The organism is Chitinolyticbacter meiyuanensis (genome assembly GCF_008033135.1).
Classification (GTDB): Bacteria; Pseudomonadota; Gammaproteobacteria; order Burkholderiales; family Chitinibacteraceae; genus Chitinolyticbacter; species Chitinolyticbacter meiyuanensis.
On record NZ_CP041335.1, the window covers coordinates 17,131 to 40,228 of the forward strand.

Annotated in this window: 8 protein-coding genes; 4 read left to right on the plus strand and 4 right to left on the minus strand. The window is 67.2% G+C overall.

Translation table 11 applies throughout. The features are described 5' to 3' along the window. The first annotated feature begins 71 nt into the window (after positions 1 to 71). Positions 72 to 836, plus strand: a complete 765-nt coding sequence (fhuF, locus tag FLM21_RS00085; protein ID WP_148713619.1) for a siderophore-iron reductase FhuF — start codon at positions 72 to 74, stop codon at positions 834 to 836. Here fhuF and FLM21_RS00090 read toward each other — a convergent pair. Continuing rightward, positions 814 to 3,189, minus strand: a complete 2,376-nt coding sequence (locus FLM21_RS00090) for a penicillin acylase family protein (RefSeq protein ID WP_246120785.1) — start codon at positions 3,187 to 3,189, stop codon at positions 814 to 816. The genes fhuF and FLM21_RS00090 overlap by 23 nt on opposite strands. 68 nt (positions 3,190 to 3,257) lie before the next feature. Beyond that, a complete protein-coding gene (locus tag FLM21_RS00095) occupies positions 3,258 to 4,124 on the minus strand; it encodes a formyltransferase family protein (protein ID WP_148713621.1) in 867 nt (288 codons plus the stop codon). 261 nt (positions 4,125 to 4,385) lie between these two features. Here FLM21_RS00095 and FLM21_RS00100 point away from each other — a divergent pair, with 261 nt between their 5' ends. The 3 genes from FLM21_RS00100 (at position 4,386) to FLM21_RS00110 (ending at position 9,085) form a co-directional block, all read left to right on the plus strand. Then, positions 4,386 to 5,477, plus strand: coding sequence for a GNAT family N-acetyltransferase (locus tag FLM21_RS00100; RefSeq protein ID WP_148713622.1), 1,092 nt, complete (start codon positions 4,386 to 4,388; stop codon positions 5,475 to 5,477). After that, positions 5,477 to 6,775, plus strand: coding sequence for a lysine N(6)-hydroxylase/L-ornithine N(5)-oxygenase family protein (locus tag FLM21_RS00105; protein WP_148713623.1), 1,299 nt, complete (start codon positions 5,477 to 5,479; stop codon positions 6,773 to 6,775). Before FLM21_RS00100 ends, FLM21_RS00105 begins: the two co-directional genes overlap by 1 nt. A 171-nt stretch (positions 6,776 to 6,946) precedes the next feature. Beyond that, positions 6,947 to 9,085, plus strand: a complete 2,139-nt coding sequence (locus FLM21_RS00110; protein ID WP_148713624.1) for a TonB-dependent siderophore receptor — start codon at positions 6,947 to 6,949, stop codon at positions 9,083 to 9,085. 103 nt (positions 9,086 to 9,188) lie between these two features. Here FLM21_RS00110 and FLM21_RS00115 read toward each other — a convergent pair whose 3' ends face one another. Next, a complete protein-coding gene (locus FLM21_RS00115) occupies positions 9,189 to 16,424 on the minus strand; it encodes a non-ribosomal peptide synthetase (protein WP_148713625.1) in 7,236 nt (2,411 codons plus the stop codon). 3 nt (positions 16,425 to 16,427) lie between these two features. Continuing rightward, complete coding sequence (locus FLM21_RS00120; protein WP_148713626.1) at positions 16,428 to 22,979, minus strand: non-ribosomal peptide synthetase; 6,552 nt, start codon at positions 22,977 to 22,979, stop codon at positions 16,428 to 16,430. Positions 22,980 to 23,098: the final 119 nt, after the last annotated feature.

Sequence of the window (23,098 nt, forward strand, 5' to 3'; positions counted from 1 at the left end):
TAAACAACGGCGCGCGCTCCGCGTCTGGCAGGTCAGGAAGGCATCCGCCTTGCACACTCTGGTAAGCCTTGATGATCCCGTTGTTGCAGCCGCTGTTTCGCGGCGATTGGTCCGCCTATGCGGAAACGCTGGTCTGCGCGCCCGCACCAGCCGACGCCATCCCGGTTTCCGCACTGATCGGCCAACCGCCGCTGCTGCAGGATGTTTTGGCAAAACAGGCGCGCTACCGGCGCGCGCACGGCACCGACCTGCGCGCAGTGGCCTCGGCCTGGGCCATGGACTACCTGTGGGCCTTGCTGCCCGGCGTGGTCGCGGCCGCCAGCGTGCTGCAGCACCGCTTTGCCATGGCGCCGGATACGCTGGCCGTGCAATTCAACGCCATCGGCCTGCCCACGGCCTTTTACCTGCGCGACGAAGGTAAGGCGCTACCGGGCAGCGACACCATGGCACGCTACGGCGAGCTGCTGCATGGGCATCTGCTGCCACTGTTCGCGGCACTCACCGCGCAGAGCCGCGTACCACGCAAGATCCTGTGGGGCAGCGCGGCGCGCTATATCGAAGGCATCCTCGATCAGGCACAGGCCCAGCTCGGCCGGCTGCCGGGACTGCTGGCCGATCGCGATCTGCTGTTGGAACAGCCCACCTGGCCAGGCGGCGAGCGCAATCCCATGCACGCCCGGCGCCGTTGCGTGGCGCAGCCGGACCAGGCCGCACCGCTGGCGTTGCACCGGCAGTGCTGCCTGTATTACCTGCTGCCTGGAGAGGATTACTGCGGCGCCTGCCCGCTGGCGCCGCAGTTCAGGCCCGCTGCGCTTACTGCAGCACCCGGCGGCTGAAGCCTGCATCGCGGCGGATGTCGGCCTCGCTGAACGGGAAGCTCAGCCAGGCCTTGTCCGCATAGCGCTGCACCGGCGCACTGCCGGCGCCGCCGCTCACCGCATCCTCATCCTGGCCGTGCGCCAACAGCGTGCGCGCTTCCACGCCACCACGCCGATCAAAGCGCACCAGCTGCAGATAGCTGTTGGCCACGGCATCCGGTCCTACGTGGCCGTCGTCGGCCAGGCCGCAGGTCACAGTGAAATAGCCCATCACATGGCAGCCGCCATAGAGCGGCACATTGCTGCCGCCGCTTTGCACATAGCGCCGTGCGCCCAGTGTTTCATCCGGCGTGATGCCCTGCACCGCCAGTGCCTCGATCGCGCCGGCCAGTGCCTGCTGCTGCGCGTCGTCGCTGAGCTTGATGCCACTTGGCGTGGTCAACGGCGCGGTCGGCGAGAACGGCACCTGATAGCGCTCGCTGTCCGGCAGCTCGTTCAAACGCTCCCAGAAGGCTTCCCACAGCAGTGGGCCACGGGCGTCGGCATCTCCGGTATTGCGCCATGCGCGCAGCACCTGGCAAGCCGGCGCCACCGTCACTTGGCGCACCGCACCAGCACTTGCGGCCTCGCCTTGTGCCGCCAGCTTGGCCGATTGCGGCCGCAGCGCCACCACGTCGTTGCGGCAGGCGCCCTGCAGTGCCTGTTCCTTGAACAGCACGGCCGAATACACCTCGGCGTCCAGCACTTCGCGCTCCAGCCGGCGCAGCACGGTAGCGGGCGCCTGGGGTGAGCCAATGAAGTTGCCGGCGATGTGGTGGCCCAGCCGGGTACGCAGCGACAGCGGCTGGCGCTCGCCGCCCAACACGGTGGCGTAGCCCTCCAGCGGTTGCGCAGCATTGCTCAGCCAGTAGCTGTCGTTCATGTTGGCCACGTAATCGGTACGCAGCAGGCTGGGCAGCCGGTCCACTGGCATGGCGCCCGGCTGCACCGAGCCGGCCTCGGTCAGCCAGTTGCAATCGGGCTTGCTGCCGTCGAGCACCGGGGTCAGTGGGTCCAGCGTGGCAAAGGCCTGGCCCAGCGCGGTGCCGCAGCGGGCGCGCAGGGCATCAGGCGCGTTGGGCACGTTGCCCACGTCCGCGTACCACACGCGCTGGTCGTTGCGGCCGATCGCCACGGTGTTCACCCAGGGGATGCCGGCCTCGCGGCGCTGGATGGCGATGAAGTCATCCAGCGATTTCGCCTGGTTCCAGTAGAAGAAGTTGCGGAAGATGCGAAAGTTTTCCGCGTTCACATCGCGGATCGCCAGCGCCTTCTGCGCGCTCCAGCCAAAGGCCGGGTGATGCCCGCCCAGATCCACCACCGGGCCGTAGCGCGTCTGGTGCAGCGTGCGGGTCTGCACTTGGCGGCTACCATCGGCCGCGCGCACGTCCACGCTGACTTCGCGCGCCGTCATCGGCTCGTCGCCCTCGCCCAGCCGGTAGCGATACGCCTTGCCGTCGGCCAGCGTGAGGTCGAACAGGCCGAAGCGGCGGGCCGCCGAAACGGTATGACTCCAGGCTACATGCTCGTTGAAGCCGACCATCACCACCGGAATGCCGAGGAAGGCCACGCCTGCCACATTGAGCTTGCCGGGGATGGTGAGGTGCATCTGGTAGAAGCGGTCCGGTCCGCCCCAGTACCAGTGCGGGTTGCCGAACAGCACGGCACCCTGCTGTTGCGTGGCGTCGCCACCCAGCGCCAGCGCATTGCTGCCGAGACCCGGCTCGTCGCCGATGCGCATCGACAGCTTGTAGCGCAGTGCGTCGGCATCAGCTGCATCCGATTGCGTGGGCGCAGCGGCGGGATGGGCGTTGACGATCTCCGGAATGAAGCGGGCGTAGCCAGCGGCGACCTGGGCCGAATACATGCGGCGGTAGATGTCCACGGCGGTGATCTCGCGGACCCAGGGCGCGTTCAGGCAGCTGCGCCGGGTGTCGCCATTGCGTCGTGCCTCAGCCAGATACCGGTTGTAGCCAGCGGCATAGCCTTCGATCAGCTGGTTGAGCTCGGGCGGGTGTGCCGCGCGGTAGGCGGCCACCACCTTGTCGTCGGCAAAGCCGCGCCAGAAGAAATCCAGCTCCAGATTCAGCGGTCGACCAAAGGTGGAAAGCCGCGCCGGGCGGCCATCGGCGCCGAAGAACCAGCTGCGCCTTCCTTCATAGGTGACGAAGGCTTCGGCCAGCGAGCACAGGGCATCTTCCGCCTGTACATAACCGACGCCGCGTCCCAGCGCGGTCCAGCTGGCGGCCTTCAGATGGGGGATGCCATCGGTGGTACGGCGAATTTCCACCGCCAGCGATCCAGGAGGCGCCGCCGTAGCGAAACAGGGCATTCCCACCAGGACAAGCGCCATCAGCGCTGCGTTGTATCTGCTCATCTCGTTATGCTCGGTAGTTGGAATCAGGCCGGGACGGCACTGCGGGCCAGCAGCGGCTCGGCCAAGCCAGCGCCAACCATGTGCGCCAGCCCTTGGGCCAGCGCGGGGAACAGGCTGCGGTTGAAGTTGTTCCAGCGCAGCTCGAGGATGGTGTCGGCGGGATCGATGTGGGTATCGAGCACGTCCACGATCACTTCGCCCGAGTCGATGCCGTTGTCCACGTAGTGAAACGAGGCGCCCGTCATCGGCACGCGGGCAACCGGCATCGTTGCTTTGGTCTGCCAGTCGATCACCTTCAGGCCACGCGCGCCGTACAGCGCGTCGAGCGTGGCATAGGCGCCGCGGCGCTGGTATTGCGAATCGGGCCGGGTGATGCCGGGATGGATGTTGACGATCTTGCGATCGAACCGGCTGCCTGGCCGCACCAGGGCGTCGAGGATGATCAGCAGGCCGTCGAGCACCACCAGCTCGGCCCCCAGCGCCATGAGCTTGTCTTCCAGCCGCTGCTCGAACTCCCGCTTGCCCGGCGCGCGCTCGGGCGCGCCCAGTGGCAACTGGCGATAGCGTGACGGTACGGCGATCAGCAGTTCATCGAGCGACCGGCCCTGCACCGCAAGCCCGACCGGATAGAACCATGGCGCGCCGGCGCTGCGGCTGAAGCCATAGTCGCGCAGCGCGGCGCAGTCGCGCGGCGATTGCGCGTCGTCGTCATTGATCACGCCGGCGAGCGTATACACGTCGCCCAGCCAGGTCTCATTCAGCAACCAGGCGAGGTGCTCGAGCGGCGACTGCATGTAGCGCTGCTCACCCTTGTAGTCGATGTAGCGGCCGGCCTGGTCGGCGGCGGCGTTGCGCAATGACCAGATGTAGACGAGTTTTGTCTTCGACATATCCACGCAAATTTAGGCAGGTTGCAGGGCGCAGCCTCCCGCGCGGGAAGCCGTTCTGCACAAGACGGCGACGCGGCGCGTTTGTTTAGCCCGCCAGCCAGACCACACCCCGCCTGCTTCGCACCCTTGCTAAACAAATCCGTCGGTACGTCGTCTTGCTTGGACATGAGATCGGCCCCCTGGCCGTGGTGCGCCATGGCAGTGCCGCATGGCACGGTCTCGCCCCGTTATCGATGCCGGCAGCGACAAGGAACCGCATGCATGAACCCGACCCACGCTCTCTCGACCGATGATCCGCTGGATTGGCATCGCGCCGAGGCCCTCACCAGCTACCCGCATGGCCGCAAGCTCCGTGTGGTGAAAGACGGCGACACGCTCAGGCTGCGCGACGGTGACAGCGAGATCGGCGCTTTCAGACTGGAAGCGAACCAGGTCGGGCTCGCCCTGCACTGGCAGAAGCAGGCGGGCCGCCAAGCCACGGACGAGACAGTGCTGGCGGCGCTGGAAGCGGCGTTCACCTTCCAGCCGGAACACGCGCAGTGCCGCGTTGTCGACGTGGTGCCATCGCGCGCATTGTGGCAAGCGGGGGCGCTGATCACAGATGCCGAAGGCGTGAGCGCACATCGCGACCTGCTGTGGCAGCAGCCGGCACTATGGTTGCCACAACCACAGCCAGCGATGGCCCAGCAGTATGTGCTGAGCCGTGGCATGCGCCACCCGCTGCGCCGCCCTAAGCCCGAAGGCCTGCTGTACCAGCGCTTCATCCCTTGGCTGGGCCGCACATTCTCGTTCCGCGCGCTCGATATCGAGGCCGATCTCTCGCTGTTCAACCGCTGGATGAACGACCCGGCGGTGGCGCAGATCTGGCAGGAGGAAGGCGACCTCGCCAAGCACCGCGCCTACCTGGAAGAGCTGGCGGCCAATCCGCACATCTATCCGATGATCGCGAGCCTGGATGGCGAGCCGTTTGCCTACTTCGAGGCCTACTGGGCCAAGGAGAACCGCATCTCGCCGTTCTGCGATGCAGCCGATTACGACCGTGGCTGGCACGTGCTGGTGGGCGAGCCGGCCTATCGCGGCAAGGCGGTGGCGGTGGCCTGGCTCACCTCGATCTCGCACTACCTGTTCCTCGACGATGCGCGCACCCAGCGCCTCGTTGGCGAGCCGCGTGCCGATCACGCGCAGCAGATCCGCAACCTCGACCGTTCCGGCTACGCCAAGGTCAAGGAATTCGATTTCCCGCACAAGCGCGCGCTGCTGGTCACGCTGCTGCGCGAGCGCTATTTCGTCGACGCCTTCTGGTGGCCGCGCCGCGATGCCGCCGCCCTTCCCTCATCCACAAGGAGCCAGTGATGATGGTTCATGACTTGATCGGCATCGGCTTTGGGCCATCCAACATCGCGCTGGCCATCGCGCTGGACGAAGAGCGCCAGACCGGCAAGGCGCTCAATGCGCTGTTCATCGAAAAGCAGCCGGGCTTTGCCTGGCACAAGGACATGCTGCTCGGGCATGCGCACATGCAGATTTCCTTCCTCAAGGATCTCGTCACGCTGCGCAACCCCACCAGCGCATTCACCTTCGTCAACTACCTGCACCAGAAGTCGCGGCTACCGGATTTCATCAACCTGAAGACCTTCTTCCCCAGCCGACACGAGTTCAACGACTACCTGGCCTGGGCCGCGGCGCATTTCGACGACCAATGCGCCTATGGCGAAGAAGTGTTCGACGTGCAGCCCGAGCACGCCGGCCAGGAAGTGACGCTGCTGCGGGTGCGCTCGCGCGATGCGAAGGGCAACGTGCGCGAGCGGCTGGCACGCAACCTGGTGCTGGGGCTGGGCGGCACGCCGCGCATCCCGGAGGATTTCCGGGCACTGCGCGGCGATACGCGGGTGCTGCACTCCAGCGGCTACCTGCGCGATATCGCGCGCAACCCGCAGGCCCGCCGCATTGCGGTGATCGGAGCCGGCCAGAGCGCCGCCGAAATCTTTATGGACCTGCACGGCCGCCACGCCGATACCGAGGTCGATCTGATCATGCGCGCCCGCGCGATCAAGCCAGCCGACGACAGCCCATTCTCCAATCAGATCTTCGACGCCGAATTCGTCGACCACGTGTACAACCGCAGCACCGCCGAGCGCGACGAGCTGCTGCGCGAGTTCTGGCATACCAACTACGCCTGCCCCGATCTGAACCTGATCGAGCAGATCTTCCAGGTGTTCTACCACCAGCGCGTGAGCGGCAACCTGCGGCATCGCTTCCTCAGGCGGCACCAGGTGGCAGCCGTGCAGGCGCAGCAGGACGGCATCCGGTTGACGCTGCACGATCTCAACAGCGGCCTTGAGCAATCGGTACGCTACGACGCCGTGGTACTCGCCACCGGCTACGAGCGCGCCCAGCACCAACAGCTGCTCGCCCCGCTCTCACCTTATCTGCAGGGCTTCGACACCGAACGCAATTACCGGCTGAAAACCCATGCCAGCTTCCGGCCGCAAATCTTCCTGCAAGGTGCATGCGAGCATAGCCATGGCCTGAGCGATACCTTGCTTTCGTTGACCTCCGTCCGTAGCGGGGAAATTTGTGAGGCAATGCTGGCAAAAACTGCGAGCAAGGGTCAGCTCCATGTAGAAAAACTGGGCAGCATGCTGGCGTAATGCCCATTTTTCCTTCAGAATGAGAAACATTCTTATTAATAGACGCTGATTCTGCCTTCCTGCCCGATGCTTGGACGTGCCTCGGTGCGCGTCCAAACTCGCACTCAGGGATAAGGGCCACAACGGCAAGTGAGCGTCTGCTTTCTTGTTTCTTGTTAACCCACCCTGACCATGAAAAACCGCAACCCGCACATTCTTCGCCTCAAGCCGGTCGTCCGTGCGATCGGCTTCGTTTCCCTGGGCCTCGCCTTCACACCGGCCGCATTCGCCGCCCCCGAATCCACGGCGGTGACGCTGCCAACGGTGACCGTCACCGCGCCGACCGAGACCGCCACCGGCCCGGTGGTGGGCTACACCGCCAAGCGCAGCGCCACCGCCACCAAGACCGACACCGCGCTGGTCGAAACCCCCCAGTCGGTTTCGGTCGTCGGCCGTGAGGAAATGGAGGACCGTGGCGCCACCACGCTGCTGGAAGCCATCCGCTACACCCCCGGCGTGACCGTGAGCAACTGGGGCTACGACATCCGCGGCTACGACTGGCTGCTGCTGCGCGGCTTCAACGCACAATCCACCAGCAGTTTCCGCGATGGCCTGCGTCAATCGGGCCTGGGCTACGTGGAGCCGATCACCGAGGTCTATGGCCTGGAGCGTGTGGAAGTGCTGCGCGGCCCGGCATCAGTGATGTTCGGCCGCGGCGATGCCGGTGGCGTGGTCAACCGCGTGAGCAAGGCACCGAGCGTGGATGCACCGCGCGAGATCGAGGTGCAACTGGGCAGCTTCCAGCGCAAGCAGGTAGCCGCGGACATCGGCGGTGCGTTCAACGCCGACAAGAGCGTGCTCTACCGCGTGGTCGCGCTGGGCCTCGACAGCAACAGCCAGGAGGAATACCCGAACGGCGACGATGCCTACCAGAAACGGCTGTACCTCGCGCCGTCGCTGCGCTGGGATCTGGCGCCGACCACCTCGCTGACGCTGTTGGCCGAAGTGCTGCGCAACGAGGCCTCGGATGACATCAACTACATCACCGGCCCCAACGGCGAGCTCACCAACATCAAGGAAGGCGATCCGCGCTACAGCATCATCGAGATCGACTCGACCACGCTGGGCTACCAGCTGGAGCACCGTTTCAGCGATACCTGGCAGTTCCGCCAGAACCTGCGCTACGCCAACCGCGAGGCCGACAAGCACCATATCAAGTCCTCGCTGGAAGCCGACGGCCGCACACTGTCGCGCACCGCATACTACGAGGACGAAGACCTCGACCAGTGGACCATCGACACCAACGTGCAGGGCAAGGTGTTCACCGGCCAGATGGCGCACACGCTGTTGTTCGGCTTCGATTGGGATCGCATGTCGGGCGACGCCGTGTCGAAATCGAGCGCCAACACCCCCAGCCTCGATATCCTGAATCCGATCTACGGTCAGGACATCCCCGAGCCCGACCAGGTGGATGCCGACGGCACCCGTACCATCAAGCAGTTCGGCCTCTATGCGCAGGACCAGATCCGCATGGGCGAACAGTGGCTGCTGACTGCCGGCGGGCGCTGGGACAAGGTGGAGCTCGACTATGACGACCACCTGGGCACCAATTCCGCCAGCCAGTCCGATTCCGAGTTCACCGGCCGCATCGGCCTCACCTACCTCGCGCCGAATGGCGTGGCGCCCTACATCAGCTACGCGCAATCCTTCCTGCCCAACTTCATCGACGAATACGGCACGCTGTTCGACCCCACCCGCGCCGAGCAGATCGAGGCCGGCGTGAAGGTGCAGCCAGCCGGCGCCAACTGGATGTTCACCGGTGCGGTCTACTCGCTGACCAAGCGCGACGTGGTGACCTTCGACGCCGACTGGAACGCCAGCCAGACCGGCAAGATCCGCTCGCGCGGCCTGGAACTGGAAGCCAAGGCGCAGCTCACACCACGCTTCAAGGCTGTGGCGTCCTACACCTACAACGACGTGGAAGTGCTGGAAAGCACCGCCGCAGCGGAAGTCGGCAAGACGCCGATGCAGGTGCCGGATCAACAAGCCGCCTTCTGGCTGGATTACACGTTGCCGACCGAAGTCGGCGCCTTCGGCTTCGGCGGTGGCCTGCGTTATGTGGGCGAGCGCTTCGACGATGCCGAGAACACCTCCAAGCAGGGCGGCTACACGCTGGCCGATGCGGCAATCCGTTGGCACCAGGGTGCGTGGTCGGTGGCATTCAACATCAACAACCTGTTCGACAAGGAATACTTCGCCGCCCGTACCTACGGCAACTACCAGTTGGGCGAGGAACGCAGCTACAACCTGACGGCCAAGTACCGCTTCTAAGCCGGCACATCCGCCACAGCGAAGGGCCACGCGCAAGCGTGGCCCTTTTCATTGCACCCCAGGGTATGCACCGGGCCGGGCGGATGCCCGGCCCAGCCACCCGCTACAGCACCACCGCGCGCGGTTCCGCGGCCTGCGCCAGCGCTGCGGCAAAGCTTGTGAGGAAAGCCGGCGCGCGCACGATATCGAGGTGGCCCACCCCGTCGATCATCACTTCGCGCACCGTGTCGGCATGCCGCGCCCAGGCGCGGCGCTTTCCGGCCGCCACGGTCTGCTCGGCGTGCCATGCATGCAGCGGCGCTGCGATGCGGCCATGCCGGTGCAGCGCCACCGCGTTGTTGACGTTGATCTCCGCCCACAGCTGGTATTCACGCGCCTGGATGCCGGCACCGTCGCATGGCAGCGCATCGCCGACATCGGCCACCTCATAGCGATACTGGTCACGCTGCGCCGGGGCGAGCCGCTCGAACAGCGCCTGCCATTGCGCACGCATGCCGGAGCGAGCAAGCCACGATGCGACGGTATCATCGACCAGCTGCAGCTGTTGCGGCGTCAACGGCGGTCGGTTCGGCGCCAGCGGCTGCGCCACATCGATCAGGCCGACGAAACTGACCTGGATGCCGTCGGCCTCCAACTGCCGCGCCGTCTCCAGCGCAAGCTCTCCACCCAGCGACCAGCCAGCCAGCGCGCAGCGACCATCACGCACCCTGGTACGAATGTAGGCGGCATAATCAGCTGCCATGCCAGCCACGGTGAAATCGCGCCAGCGCTGCGCGGTCAGCGCATGGCTGACGAAGCCGTACACCGGATTGTGCCGCGCCAGTGCACCGATCAGCGCCTTGTATTCGGCAGTGTTCACGAAAAGGCCGGGGAACAGGAACAGCGGCACGCCAGCGGCATCGCGATTGACGATCAGCACATCACGGTCGTCGTCCTCGGCACGCGCTACCATCGCCGCGGCGAGCGAGGCCACATCCCGGGCGCGCAGCACGTCGAGCAGGCTGACGCTGGTTTCGCCCCACTGCGCCTGGATGCGCTGCACCAGCTGCAACGCCAGCAGCGAATGCCCGCCCAGCTCGAAGAAATTGTCGTGCCGGCCCACGCTCGCCAAGCCCAGCAATTCGGCCCAGAATGCCGCGAGCGCGGTTTCCAGCTCGCCAACGGGCGCCACCTGTTCAGCAGCCTCATCGACCGCTGGCAGCGCCTTGCGATCGATCTTGCCGTTGGGATTGAGTGGCAACCGTGGCACCACCACCACGGCAGCGGGCACCATGTAGTCCGGCAGGGCTGCGGCGAGGTTGGCGCGCAACGCGGGGCCACCGAGATCGAAACCTGATTCGATCGCGGCATAGGCGAGCAGCCGGATGCCGGTAGCCCCTTCCTGCGCCAGCACCACCGCCTCGCGCACCCCGGTGATGGCCAATAGTTGTGCCTCGATCTCGCCCAGCTCGATACGGAAGCCCCGCACCTTCACCTGGAAATCGATGCGGCCCAGGTATTCGAGCTGGCCGTCGTTGCGCCAGCGCACCAAATCGCCAGTGCGGTACAGCCGGCCACCGGCCGCATCGAACGGATCGGCGACGAAGCGCTCGGCGGTCAGGCCAGGGCGGCCGCCGTAGCCGCGTGCCAGCAGCGGGCCACCGATGCACAGCTCGCCCGGCACGCCAGGCGGCACCGGGTTGAGATCGGCATCGACCACGCGCAGCCCGCGACCCGGCAGCACCTCGCCGATCGGCATCTGCGCCGGCATGGGTTTGGCACCGCTCACATACGGCGCGCAATCGAGCACAGAGGCAGTGACGGTGGCTTCGGTCGGCCCGTAGGTATTGAGCAGCTTCACATGCGCGAGGCCTGCTGCCTGCCACGCCCGCACACCCTCGGGCGGCATTGCTTCGCCACCAGCGTGCACCTGTCGCAGCGCGCCATAGTCGCGGATGCTCATGCGGGCGAAATCCTGCACCAGCACCAGCCAGTAGGCAGTGGTCAGGTCGACCACGCTGATGCGCCGGGCCAACAGCTCGTGGTGGAAGGTGGCGCTGTCCCACAGTTCGGGGCCGCGCAGCACCACGGCCGCACCCGTCAGCAGCGGCGGGAACAGTTGCTCGACAAAGCCATCGAAATTGAGCGTGGAGAACTGCAGCATGCGATCGGCAGCACTCAGGCCAAAGAAGCCGATGGACGCATGGCTGTGCTGGTGCAGCGCCGCGTGAGGAATGCCCACGCCCTTGGGCTTGCCGGTCGAGCCCGACGTGTAGATCACGTAGGCGAGGTTGTGCGCATGCACGGCCACCTGCGGATCGGCGGCGGCCTCGTCCTGTGCCAGTGCATCGAGCAGCAGTACCGGCAGTCCATCAGGGACGGGAATGCCTTCGCGCACAGCGGATTGCGTCAGCAGCAGCGCAATGCCGCTATCCGCCATGATGTAGGCCAGCCGCTCGGCCGGGTAATCCGGGTCCAGCGGCACGTAGGCGCCGCCTGCCTTGAGGATGGCCAGCAGGCCAACCACCATGCCGATCGAGCGCTCGACAGCGATGCCCACGCGCGCATCCGGCGCCACGCCTTGCGCGATCAGCCGCACGGCCACGGCGTTGGCGCGGCGGTTCAGCTCGGCATAGCTGAGCTCCACCTCGCCATGGACCAGCGCGATCGCATCGGGCTGCTCAACCACCAGCCGCTCGAACTGCGCCTGCACCGGCTCGAAACCATCATGCAGCACCGGCGCCACGCCCCAGCGCTGCAGAGAGGCCTGCTCGGCTTCATTCAACAGCAGAAGATCACCCACGGCCTGCTCCGGCGCCGTGGCCAGCGCGTGCAGGATCGCTTGCAACTGCCGCGCCCATCCCGCCACGGTATCCGGCTCGAACAACTCGGCCGCGTAGTTGAACAGCAGGTCGACCCGACCGTCGGGGTGCTCGTGGCTGTTGAGCGTCAGCTCGAACTGCGCCTCCTGCTCCGACAGCGGGTAGCCATCGATGGTCAGCCCCGGCAGGCTGGACAGCGCACGCAGGTCGCCGCGCTGGTGGTTGAACATCACCTGGAACAGCGGCGTGCTGCCGAGGCTGCGCTGCGGCTGCAGCGCCTCCACCAACTGCTCGAAAGGCAGGTCCTGATGCGCCTGCGCGCCGAGCGCCGCCTGCCGCGCCTCGGCCAGTACCTCGTGCAAGGCGCTGCGGCCATGCAGCCGGCCCCGCAGCACCTGGGTGTTGACGAAGAAGCCGATCACGCCCTCGGTCTCCACCCGCTGGCGATTGGCGATGGGCACGCCGATGCGGATGTCCGGCTGGCCGGTTTGCCGGTGCAGCAATACCTGGAACGCCGCCAGCAACACCATGAACAGCGTGGCGCCTTCGGCCTGCGCGCGGCGCTGTACGGCATCGACCAGCGTAGCGGGCAGGCTCAGCGCCAGATCGGCACCACGGTAGCGGCCATCGGCGCGCCGCGGGCGGTCCGCCGGCAACTGCAGCACCGGGTGGACCTCGCCGAGATGTTCGCGCCAATACGCCAGTTGCCGCGCCTGCTCGCCCGCTTCCAGCCACTGCCGCTGCCACAGCGCGTAGTCGGCGTACTGGATGGCCAGTGGCGGTAGTGCCGCCGCCGGCCCCTGACGTTGCGCCAGGTAGTGGGCGGCGAATTCATCGACCAGCAGCTGCATCGACCAGCCATCGGAGACGATGTGATGCATCACCACCACCAGCACATGCGATTGCGTGCTCTCGCGGATCAGCGCGGCACGCAGCAACGGGCCGCAGGTGAGATCGAACGGCGTGGCATTCACCGCCAGCGCAGCTTGGCGTACCGCGGCATCACGCTCGGCCGGCAGCAGCGCCGATAGATCGGTCAGCGGGATCTCCAGCGGCCCAGCCGGCTGGATGCGCTGCAGCGCCAGTCCTTGCTCAGCCGCCTGGAACACCGTGCGCAGTGATTCGTGCCGTGCCAGCGACGCATCAAAGCTGGCACGCAGGGCAGGCACGTCGAGCTCGCCCGTCAAACGCAGCGCGCCGGCGATGTGATAGGCGGTGCTGTCGGGCTCCAGTTGCCAGAGAAACCATAGCCGCGACTGCGCATACGACAGCGGCAGCCACTGGCTGCGCCGCTCGGCGGGCAGCCTCGGGATGCCCATCGCGGGCGCCGTCGCCGGCTGTACTGCGGCGGCAATGGCCGAGAGCGTCTGCAATTCGAAGAACTGCTTGGCGGTGAGCTTGAGACCGCGCTTGCGCGCCCGCGCCACCGCCTTCAGGCAGAGGATGGAATCGCCGCCGAGGAAGAAGAAGGAATCGTCTCTGCCGACACGCACCACGCCCAGCAACTCGCACCAGATCTCGGCCAGCACCGTCTCCATCTCACCCTGCGGTGCTTCGTGCTGCGTGGCAGTGACCGCCAGCGGCGCCGGCAACGCCTTGCGGTCAAGCTTGCCATTGGCCGTCAGCGGCAGCGCCGCGAGCGCGGTCAGCGCGCTCGGCACCAGGTAGTCCGGCAGTTGCGCGGCCAGTGCAGCGCGCAACGCGCTGAGGTCCAGCGTATCGGGTGTGAGGTAAGCCAGCAGCTGCGCGCGGCCATCGGCAGCAGCACCGGCGATCACTTGCGCATCCATCACACCGGGCTGCGCCAGCAAGGCGGCACGTACCTCACCCAGCTCCACCCGGTAGCCACGGATCTTCACCTGGTCGTCGGCCCGGCCGAGGAACTCCAGGCTGCCATCCTGCAGCTGGCGCACCAGGTCACCACTGCGATACAACCGCTCGCCATCGCCAGCAGGGTGGGCGACAAAGCGCTCCGCGGTGAGGCACGGCCGGCCCTGATAACCGCGCGCCACGCCGGCACCACCGAGATACAGCTCGCCACTGGCGCCGGCTGGCACCGGATTGAGCGTGGCATCGAGCACCCAGGCCTCGATGTTGGCCAGCGGCACGCCGAGCGGCAGCGCAGCAGCGGCGCGGCTGGCCGAGGCAGCCGGCTGCGTCAGCACGCCCACCGTGGTCTCGGTCGGGCCATAGTGGTTGATCACCCGGCACGCCGGCTGCAGCGCAGCGATGCGTTCGAGCAAGGGCCAAGACGTGGCCTCACCACCAACAACGAGTGCGTGCGCCGGCAACACGTCCTCGGGCCGGGCAGCCTGCAGCAGCGCCTGCAGGTGGCTGGGCACGATCTTCAGCACGTCAATGCGCTGTTCGGCGATGTAGCGGGCGAAGCGATCCGGGTCGAAGGCACTGGCGGCATCGATCAGATGCAGCGTGCGGCCGCTGCAGAGCGCGCCGTAGAAGCTGGTATGGCCAAGGTCGGCCGACACCGTCGACACCATCGCCACATTGCGCGCGGCTTCCGGCAGATCGAGCGCGGCGAGCACCGACTGCGTGTAGTTGGCGAGCGCGCCATGGCTGATCACCACGCCCTTGGGCTGACCGGTGGAGCCCGAGGTGTAGATCAGGTAGGCCGCCTGTTCCGGCGCGATCACCGGCCAGGACCCGTCGGCCACGGCAGGCGCTGCGACAAAGCGCAATGGCAATACCGGCACGGCGCCGGGTGCCGATTCCGGCTGTGTGGACAACAACAGCCTGGCACCGCAATCGCCGAGCAGGAAAGCGAGTCGCTCGGCCGGCAGCGCCACGTCGAGCGGTACATAGGCGGCACCAGCGCGCAGCACCGCCAGTACGCCGAGTACGAACTCGGCGCCGCGCGGCGCATGCAGGCCCACTCGCGTTTCCGGCCCGACGCCGGCTTCTCGCAACTGCATGGCGAGCGCCGCCACCTGTGCATCAAGCGCGGCATAGCTGTAGGCCTGTGCCTCGTCCTGTACCGCCAGCGCATCCGGCGTGCGCGCCACTGCCGCATCCCAGCCTTCCAGCACGGTGCGGTACTGGTGCGCGATGCGCGCCCCCGCCAGTGCCCCGGCTGCCCTCGATACAGCCCAGTCGGCGAGCCGACTGCCCGGCGCAGCAACCGCCTGCTCGGCAAAGGCCAGCAACGTATCGGCCAGTTGTTGGACCGTGGCAGCATCGAGCCGCTGTGCCGCGTAGGCGAAATTCAGCGTGATGCCATCGCTGCCGACCATGAAATCGACGCTGAGATCGAAATGCGCCTCGCCGGCCGCGGCACTCGCCAGCTCGATCTGCAAGCCGGCCACAGTGCGACGGGTCTCGGTCGCGGCCTGCTGCGTGCATTTCACCTGGAACAACGGATGCTCACCGGCACGGCGTGTGACCTGCAGCGCATCGACCAGCGCATCGAACGGCAGGTCCGGATGCTGCTGCGCGCCCAGCGTGCTATCGCGCACCGCCGCCAGCAGCTCGATGAAGCGCATGCGCGCGTCGACCCTGCCGGCCAGCACCTGTAGGTTCAACAGGTAGCCGATCAGGCCTTGGGTCTCCGCCTTCTGCCGGTTGGCCATCGGCGTGCCGATGCGGATTTGTTCCTGCCCGGTATGGCGGTGCAGTGTGGCCTGCAGCAGCGCGACGATCACCATGAACAACGAAGCGCCTGATTCGCGCGCCAGCCGTTGCAACGCGGTAGCGGTATCCGCCGGCAACGTGAGCGTGTGGCTACCATCGCCACTGGCCGGCGTCTGCGGGCGCGGCAGTGACAGCGGCGCATGCTCGCCATCGTCGAGCTGCCGCCGCCAGTAGTCGAGCTGCCTGTCCTTCTCGCCCGCCTCCAGCCAGTTGCGCTGCCAGACGGCAAAGTCGGCGAACTGGATGGGCAGAGGCGCCAGCGCGGCGGACTTGTTACTCGCCGCCGCTTCGTACAGCGCCAACAGTTCGTCGACCAAAAGTCCGATCGACCAGCCATCGCCAGCGATATGGTGCAGCACCAGCCCCAGCGTGTGGTGCGCTTCGCCAGTTCGCCACAGCGCGGTGCGGAATGGCGGCTCGCGATCGAGCGCGCACGGCGAGCCGACCAGTGCCTGTTGCAGCTGCAACAACCGGACATCGCGCTCGGTATCGGCCAGATCACGCAGATCAGTCTGGGGCAAGGCCAGCGGCGACGGTGGCAGGATGTGCTGCCACGGCTCGCCATCGCCTTCCGCCAGGTAGACGGTGCGCAGCACCTCGTGGCGCGCAATCAGCTGCGTCAGCGCCGTTTCCAGCGCGGCCACGTCGAGCGCGCCGCTGAGCTGCAACACGCCGCCCATATTGTAGGCGGCACTGTCCGGGTCCAGCCGCCAAGTGAGCCACAGCCCGCGCTGGCCGTAGGACAACGGCAGCCGGCCCTCGCGCGGGGCCGGCACGATGGGCAGCTCGGTGAACTGGAGCCCGGCTTCCTGCAACTTGGCGAGGAAGCCGCGCCGGGCTTCCGGCGCCAGCGCGGCAAAACGATGGGCGATTTGGGATGCGTCGAACGACATGGATCAGACCTCGAATTCGTCGAGCAGAAGGCTCATTGCAGATAGGCGTTGGTTGCGGTCCTGACCACCAAGGCCTGCCGCGGCGAGGGGCTGGGCCAGGGCAGCCAGCGTGGGATGGTCGAACAGCGTGCGCACCGGCACGGTGACCGCGTGACGCTCACCGAGCAGTGCCGCCACCTGCAGTGCCAACAGCGAATGACCGCCCAGCTCGAAGAAGTTGTCGTGCCGGCCGATGCGTGCGGCGCCCAGGAGCTCGGCCCAGATCTCCGCCAACGCCTGCTCCACCTCACCCTGCGGTGCTTCGTACTGCACCTGACCACCGAGCTCCGCCGCCGGCAGCGCCTTGCGGTCCACCTTGCCGTTGGGGTTGAGTGGCAAGGAGTCCAGCACCGTCAGCACGCTGGGCACCATGTAGTCCGGCAGGCGCGCGCCCAGCGCGGCGCGCAACCCGGCCGGATCGAGCTCGCTCCCGGCCTGTGCCGACACATAGCCGACGAGGCGTGCGCCAGCCAAGCCATGCTGCGCCACCACCACCGCCTCACGCACGCCCGGCTGTGCCAGCAACTGCGCCTCCACTTCGCCGAGCTCGATGCGGAAACCGCGGATCTTCACCTGATGATCGATGCGACCCAGGTAGTCCAGCTGGCCGTCGCCATTCCAGCGCACCAGGTCACCGGTGCGGTAGAGCCGACCACCCGCTGGATCGAACGGATCGGCGACAAAGCGCTCGGCAGTGAGCCCCGGCCGACCCAGATAACCGCGCCCCAGGCCCAGGCCGCCGAGGTAGAGCTCGCCGGCCACGCCTTGCGGCGCGAGGTTGAGATCGGGATCGAGCACGTAGGTGGCGGTCTGGCTGATCGGCGCGCCGATCGGCACGGCATGGCCCGCTGCTTCGGCACGGCAGGTCCAGTGCGTCACGTCGATGGCGGCTTCGGTCGGGCCATACAGGTTGTGGAGCTGCACCCACGGCAGCCGGTCGAATACGCCATGCTGCGCTTCCAGCGGCAGTGCCTCGCCGCTGCAGACGATACGGCGCAGGCCGGTGCATGAAGTGATGCCGGGATGAACGAGGAAGGCCTGCAGCATCGGCGGCACGAAGTGCAGCGTGGTCACAGCATGCTGCATGATCAGCGCCACCAGCCGTGCCGGATCGCGATGATCGCCCGGCGCCGCCACCGCGAGGCGGGCGCCGACCATCAACGGCCAGAAGAACTCCCACACCGAGACGTCGAAGCTGAACGGCGTCTTCTGCAGCACGGTGTCGTCCGGCCCCAGTGCGTACGCCTGCTGCATCCAGGCCAGCCGGTTGAAGAGCGCAGCATGGCGATTGCCTGCACCCTTGGGGCGGCCGGTGGAGCCGGATGTGTAGATCACGTAGGCAAGCTGCTCGCCGTCGATGGCGAGGTCCGGGTCGTGCGCCGGCGAGTCGTCGAGGCGCAGTGTATCGAGTGTCAGCGATGGCAAGCCGGCATCGCGCTCGATCAGCCCGGCAAGCCGGCTGTGCGTCAACAGCAGCGACAGGCCGCTGTCTGCCACCATGTAGGCCAGCCGGTCCTGCGGGTAGTCCGGATCAAGTGGCACATAGGCAGCGCCCGCCTTCAGGATGGCCAGTAGCGCCACCACCAGCTCCACCGAGCGCTCGACCGCCACACCGACCAGCGCCTCGCGCCGCACGCCCTGGGCGATCAGGTGATGGGCCAGCTGGTTGGCACGCCGGTTGAGCTCGGCATAGCTGAGCGCAGTGTCGCCGAACAGCAGTGCCACGGCATCGGGCCGGCTGCGCGCATGTGCCTCGAACAGCCGGTGCACCGGCTGCATGCCCGGATGACGTTCTGGATTCACGCTCCAGCGCTGCAGCGCGGCACGCTCCGCATCGCCGTGCAGCACGATGTCGCACAGCGGCCGTGCCGCCTGGGTGGAGAGCGCATCGCTCAGTGCCTGCAGCGCGGCGGCCATGTCATCGCACACGCGCTGCGCCGATACCGGTCGGGCGGACTGGACCTCCAGCGTGAACGCATCGCCCAGATCGTCGATCGAGATCGTCAGCGGATAGTTGGTGCGCTCGCGCGCCGCCAGGATCTCCATGCCTTCCCAGCGCTGGGCGGGTGCCGCTGCGTCGTGCGCCGAGTAGCGATAGTTGAGCAGACTCGAGAACAACGGCGTGCCGCCGGGCAGTGCACTGCAGCGCTGCGCCAGCGACAGGCTGGCGTGCTCGTGCCGCAGCAGTTGCGCCAGCCGCTGGTGCGCTTGGCGCAGGCCATCGGCCACGCCATCACTACCGACGTCGAGCCTCAGCGGCAGCGTGTTGATGAACAGGCCGAGCGCACGGCGCGCACCCTCGCCCTGCATGCGGCCGAACAGCACCGTGCCGAACACCACATCACGGCGGCCGGTGGCACGCGCCAGCACCAGCGCCCATGCCAAGTGGCACAGCGTGGCAGCCGACACACCATGGCGCCGTGCCTGCTCGCGCACCGCAGCGGCCAGCGCAGATGGCAGCGGCGATGTGGCAGTATCGAGATCACCACCATCGCCCTGGATATCCAGCAGGCCAAATGGCGCTGTCGGCTCGGCCAGATCCCCAAGCTGCTTGCGGAAGTACGCCTCGTGCTCAGCCTGGCTCACACCGAGCCGCGCCTGGGCAACGAAATCACGGAATGGCACCGGCTGTGGCAGTGGGTCGCCGCGCTGGATCAGGTCGATCTCCTCGACCAGCAGCTCCAGTGTGGTGTGATCGGTGATCAGGTGATGGCAGGGCAGCTGCAGCAGCCAGCGCCCGGCTGCGGCATCGTGTGCGGCAATGGCGTGGATCAGCGGCGCGCGCTGTACATCGATGCGGTAATGGACGGCATCGACATGGCGCGCCAGCCGCGCAGTGGCGTCCTCGCCTGCGGCGATGTCGAGCCATTGCAGCCGCAGTGGCGCCTCGCGCCATACCACCTGCAGCGGCTCGGCAAAGCCGTCCCACAGCACCGAGGTACGCAGGATGTCGTGCCGCGCGATCACTGCGTCGAGGCTGGCGGCGAAGTGCTCCAGGCGCTCGCGGCTGTCGAAAGCCAGTGCCTGCGTGGTCACATACACGTCACCCTGCGCCTGCAGTGCGTGATGGAACAGGATGCCTTCCTGCAGTGGCGCCAGCGGGTAGATATCCTGGATATTCGCCGCGCCGCCCGGCACCAGCGCGGTGATGCGATCGAGCTGCGCCGCCTCCAGCGCCACCAGCGGCAGCATATCCGGGGTGATGGCGGTGCAACCCGGGGGGATGCCATTGGGCGGCACCACCACGGCGGGCACCGTCTCCGCCACCATGATCGCCGCAGCCAGCTCGGCCAGTTGCGGATGCTGAAACAGCGCGCGCACTTCCATGACCCAGCCGCGGCGCTGCACCGCTTCGACCAAGCCCAGCGCCAGCAGCGAATGGCCGCCCAATTCGAAGAAGTTGTCATGCCGGCCGACACGCTCGATGCCGAGCAGCCCGGCCCAGATCGCCGCCAGCGCGGTTTCGATCTCGCCTTGCGGTGCTTCGTAGTGGGCATCGCCGCCCAGCTCCACCGCAGGCAGGGCCTTGCGGTCCACCTTGCCGTTGGGGTTCAGCGGTAGCGATGCCAGCACCATCAGCGCACTCGGCACCATGTAGTCCGGCAGGCGGGCGGCCAGCGCCGCACGCAGTGCGGACGAAGCCAGTGACTGCCCCGCCACGTACGCGACCAGCCGCGCGCCAGCGGGGCTGCCCTGCGCCACCACCACCGCCTCGCGCACGCCCGGTTGCGCCAACAGTTGCGCCTCCACCTCGCCCAGCTCGATGCGGAAACCGCGGATCTTCACCTGATGATCGATGCGGCCGAGGTATTCCAGCTGGCCATCGCCATTCCAGCGCACCAGATCACCGGTGCGGTAGAGGCGGCCGCCTTGCTCGAACGGATCGGCGACAAAGCGTTCGGCAGTGAGGCCGGGTCGACCGAGATAGCCGCGACCGAGGCCCAGGCCGCCGAGGTAGAGCTCGCCCGTGCCGCCCTGCGGCACCAGATTCAGATCGGCATCGAGCACATAGGCGCTGCGCTCACCCATCGGCCGGCCGATCGGGGCATAGGCCGAATCAATGCCGCGATCGGCATCGGCCTTGAACAGCACGGGCGTCACCACCGCCTCGGTGGGGCCATAGCCATTGATCAGCCGTTGCGGGCGCAGATGGGCGCGCACGGCATCGTAGCCTTCGCGCGGCATCGCTTCGCCGCCGAAGGAATAGAGCGCCACCGGCGGGCAATGGCCGTCCTCGCGAGCACTCTCGGCCAGTTGGCGCAAATAGGCAGGCGGGAAACCCGCGTTGCTTACGCCATGCTCGGCCAGCGCCCGCAGCGTGGTCTGTGCGCTCCACAGCGCGTCGTCGCGCAGTAGCACGGTGGCACCGCAGCACAACGCCGTGAACAGCCGCTCATGGGCGCCATCGAAGGAGAACGACAAAAAGTGCAGCTCGCACGACTGTGCATCCATGTCGTAGCACGGCGCCGTTTCCTGGCAATGCATGCTGAACGGACCGTGCGCCACTGCCACGCCCTTGGGTTGGCCGGTGGAGCCTGAGGTGTAGATCACGTAGGCCAGCTGCGCATCGTGCACCGGCAAGCCGGGGTTGTATGCCGGCTCGCCGGCCAGGTCGGCCTCGTCCAGCGCCAGTACCGTAAGGCCAGCGAGCTGCGGCAACTGCCCGAGCAGCGTACCGTGGCTGAGCAGCAGCGCGATACCGCTGTCGGCCATCATGTATTCGAGCCGCTCGGCTGGATAGGCTGGATCGAGCGGCACATAGGCACCGCCTGCCTTGAACACCGCCAGCAAGCCGATCACCAGATCGAGCGAGCGCGTCATCGCCACGCCGACGCGGGTTTCCGCGCCCGCACCCAGCTGGATCAGCCGGTGCGCCAGCCGGTTGGCACGGGCATTGAGTTCGCCATAGCTCAGGCGCTCGCCGCCAAGGATGATCGCCGTGGCATCGGGCCGGCTCTCAGCCTGGTGCTCGACCAGCTGCGGCACAGGGGCCTGCACCGCCACCTTGGCGTGGCTGCGGCCCCAATGCGCAAGGTTGCCAGCCTCGGCAGTACCCAGCAGCGCAACGTCGCCAACAGTCAGGTGCGGCGTATCGGCGATCGCCGCCAGCAGCGCCTGGTAGTGCTCGGCCCAGCGGGCAATGGTAGCGGGCTCGAACAGCTCGGCGGCGTAGTCGAAGCGCAGGCTGAGGCTGCCATCATCGTGCTCGTGCGTGGTCAGCACCAGCTCGAACTGCGCTGCCTGCCCACCAAGCGGATAGTCCTCCAGCGCCAGCTCCGGCAGTTGCTGCAACGCACGCAAATCACCCTGCTGATGGTTGAACATCACCTGGAACAAGGGGCTGACACCAAGCGTGCGCTCGGGCTGCAACGCCTCGACCAGTTGCTCGAATGGCAGATCCTGGTGCGCCTGTGCCCCGAGCGTGGCCTCGGCCGTGGCCTGCAGCAACGCGCCAAGACCGGTGCGGCCATCGAGCCGGCCACGCAGCACCTGGGTATTCACGAAGAAGCCGATCAGCCCGGCCGTCTCCTCGCGCTGGCGATTGGCCGTAGGCACACCAATGCGCAGGTCACCCTGGCCGGTATGGCGATACAGCAGCGCCTGGAACGCAGCCAGCAGCGCCATGAACAGTGTCGCGCCCTCGGCCTGCGCACGCAGGCGCAGGCTGGCCGCGAGCTGGAGTGGCAGTATCACCGCATGGCTGGCACTGCGATACCGTGCGCTGGGCAGGCGGGGACGATCGGTGGCGAGCTGCAGTACCGGTTGCGACTCGCCCAGCTGTTCACGCCAGTAGCCGAGCTGGCGCTCGCGCTCGCCGGCATCCAGCCAGTTGCGCTGCCAGGCGGCGTAGTCGGCGTACTGGATCGGCAATGGCAGCAGCTGCACCATGCTGCTGTCGCAGTGCGCGCGGTAGTTCGCGACGAACTCGTCGACCAGCAGCTGCATCGACCAGCCGTCCGACACGATGTGGTGCATCACCACCACCAGCACGTGATCGTCCGCGGCGAGCTGGATCAGTCCCAGCCGCAGCAAAGCGCCCTGCGTCAGATCGAACGGCATGGCGTTGAAGCGCTGTGCTGCAGCGAACGCCTCATCCTCGCGCCGCTCGGCGCCGAGCTCGCTCAAGTCGATCACGGTCAGATCGGGCGCCGCAGCTGGACGGACATGCTGCACCACACCACCTTCGGCCCCAGGCCGGAACACCGTGCGCAGCACCGCATGGCGCGCAACGATGGCGGCGAAGCTCGCCTGCACGGCATCGTGCGCCAGCGGGCCGCGCAGGCGAATCGCGCCAGCGATGTGGTAGGCGGTGCTCTGTGGCTCCAGCTGCCAGAGGAACCATTGCCGCAGTTGCGCGAACGACAGCGGCAACGCGTCGTCAGCGTGTGGCGCCGGTACGATGGGCAAGCTGGAAAAGTCGAGGCCCTGCTGCTGCAGGGCTTGCAGGAACACGGCCTGCTTGGCGCGCGGCAGCCGGGCGAAGCGCTGCGCGATGTCGTGTTTGTCGAAGGTCATGACGGGGCCTGCGATGGATGGAGCAATGGGTGGGCGATGCGCAACCGGGCAAGCAGGTTCAGGCGCGGCATGGCGGACAGGAGGCACCAGCGGCACCTCCCGGAATGACCGGATCGCGA

What these genes read in the sequence shown, in the direction of transcription:
- FLM21_RS00110 (WP_148713624.1), top strand. Translation starts at nt 6,947, where the DNA reads ATGAAAAACCGCAACCCGCACATTCTTCGCCTCAAGCCGGTCGTCCGT.
- FLM21_RS00105 (WP_148713623.1), top strand. Translation starts at nt 5,477, where the DNA reads ATGATGGTTCATGACTTGATCGGCATCGGCTTTGGGCCATCCAACATC.
- FLM21_RS00120 (WP_148713626.1), bottom strand. Translation starts at nt 22,979, where the DNA reads ATGACCTTCGACAAACACGACATCGCGCAGCGCTTCGCCCGGCTGCCG.
- FLM21_RS00095 (WP_148713621.1), bottom strand. Translation starts at nt 4,124, where the DNA reads ATGTCGAAGACAAAACTCGTCTACATCTGGTCATTGCGCAACGCCGCC.
- FLM21_RS00100 (WP_148713622.1), top strand. Translation starts at nt 4,386, where the DNA reads ATGAACCCGACCCACGCTCTCTCGACCGATGATCCGCTGGATTGGCAT.
- fhuF (WP_148713619.1), top strand. Translation starts at nt 72, where the DNA reads ATGATCCCGTTGTTGCAGCCGCTGTTTCGCGGCGATTGGTCCGCCTAT.
- FLM21_RS00115 (WP_148713625.1), bottom strand. Translation starts at nt 16,424, where the DNA reads ATGTCGTTCGACGCATCCCAAATCGCCCATCGTTTTGCCGCGCTGGCG.
- FLM21_RS00090 (WP_246120785.1), bottom strand. Translation starts at nt 3,189, where the DNA reads ATGCCCTGTTTCGCTACGGCGGCGCCTCCTGGATCGCTGGCGGTGGAA.